The following is a 1,549-nucleotide window of genomic DNA, read 5'->3' as shown; positions in this document are numbered from 1 at the left end:
TTTTCGTATTATCAGGTTAGCCAGAATCTTCTGGTTGGCCTTTTTTTGTGGTCGTTTTACGATGGGGGGAGCCGGGAGAACGTGGCGGCTTTAGGGGCAATGATCCCGCAACAAAAACTGTTCTCTCACGACCTCCAAAAGACCATGTTTGAGCTGGTAGGGGCGGTAGACCCCGTATCACAAGCGAAGCTATGGGTTTGGAACCATCGTGGAAAAGGCCGGTGAAATCAAGGAGAAGGAGTGAGGAAATGGAACCTGTTGTTGGCGTGGATGTCGCTAAAGGTTCAAGTGTGGTACAGGCATTCCGGAAACGAAACGAGCCATATGGAAGAGCTGTAGACATTGAACATGGAACGAGTGGATTCGAACAATTCGGGGAAATGCTGGGCAGGCTTCAGGTCGAAACGGGTTTGGCTCCAGTGGTGGTACTGGAAGCAACGGGGCATTATCACCGTGCATTGGTTTCATATTTGGATCGAAGTGGCTACACCTATTACATGGTGAATCCGTTGCAATCCAAACGAGCCAAAGGGACACAGTTACGCAAAGTCAAAACGGATGCCCTGGATGCCTGGCATCTGGCTGAAATGTACTACCGCGGCGACGTGAAGCCGCACCGAACCTGGGATGAGACGTTTACGGAGCTGCAGCATTTGACCAGACAACATGAGTTCGTCACAGGAATTTTTGTGCAGGCGAAGCTGAACAGCAGAGCCCTGCTCGAGCAAGTGTTTCCGGAATATGAGCAGGTATTCTACAATGTATTTTCGGCAACGGCATTGACGGTACTGGCCTGTTGTTTGGAGGGAGATGTGGAAGATTGGAACGAAGTCATTCAGGGAAGCGCAGGGAGATCCCATTCTAAACGATGGGCGAACGAAAAAGCCAGGAAACTGGAGGAAGTGCTTGGTCACTGGAGAGAGAGCCGTCCTAGTTCGTCTCAAAGCAAGGCCCTGCTTGGTATGGTAACTTTATTGCAGGCGATGATCCGGCAGCTGGACGCGTTGGAAAAGCAAATGGAGGAAATGGCGGCAAGCTTGCCTGAAGTCGAACTCGTGAAAAGCATCCCAGGAATCGGAACGAAACTGGCCGCAGCCATTGTAGCTGAAGTGGGTGATGTGAAGCAGTTTAGCGATGCGAAGCAACTCGTGGCGTTTGCGGGCCTTGACCCCGGCATCTTCAGTTCAGGAAAATTTACAGCGACGAGTACACGAATAACGAAACGAGGGTCTAAGAGACTTAGACGATCGCTATATTTAGCTGTGCAATGTGGTATGCGGAAAAACGCGAATGCAAGAATCCGTTCGTATTACGAGAAAAAAAGAAAAGAGGGCAAACCCTACAAGGTGGTCGTGATCGCTTGCGCAAACAAGCTGTTGCATCACATTTTCGCCATCTTGCAAAAGGGGCAGCCCTACCAAACTTAAAACCATATTTAACCAAAACCTCCATAGATGTGGAGGTTATTCGGGTTGGTCGGAAAAAGTATATCATGAAAAGAGAACTCATCCAACCTGAAATGCTTGACAAACATTAGCTGGTTTTTGTT

The 1,549-nt window shown here is 49.1% G+C and carries 2 protein-coding genes; both read left to right on the top strand.

The annotated features are described in order from the left end of the window. The coding region (locus AMS66_RS33325; RefSeq protein WP_236703059.1) for a hypothetical protein at positions 1-225 on the top strand (225 nt) is incomplete at its 5' end. A gap of 23 nt (positions 226-248) precedes the next feature. Further along, complete coding sequence (locus tag AMS66_RS01210; protein WP_053779093.1) at positions 249-1,427, top strand: IS110 family RNA-guided transposase; 1,179 nt, start codon at positions 249-251, stop codon at positions 1,425-1,427. The last annotated feature ends 122 nt before the right edge of the window (positions 1,428-1,549 follow it).

This window comes from Paenibacillus xylanivorans, assembly GCF_001280595.1.
GTDB classification, from domain to species: Bacteria; Bacillota; Bacilli; order Paenibacillales; family Paenibacillaceae; genus Paenibacillus; species Paenibacillus xylanivorans.
Note: the sequence above shows the minus strand (reverse complement) of the source record. Positions and strands in the feature narration are given on the sequence as shown.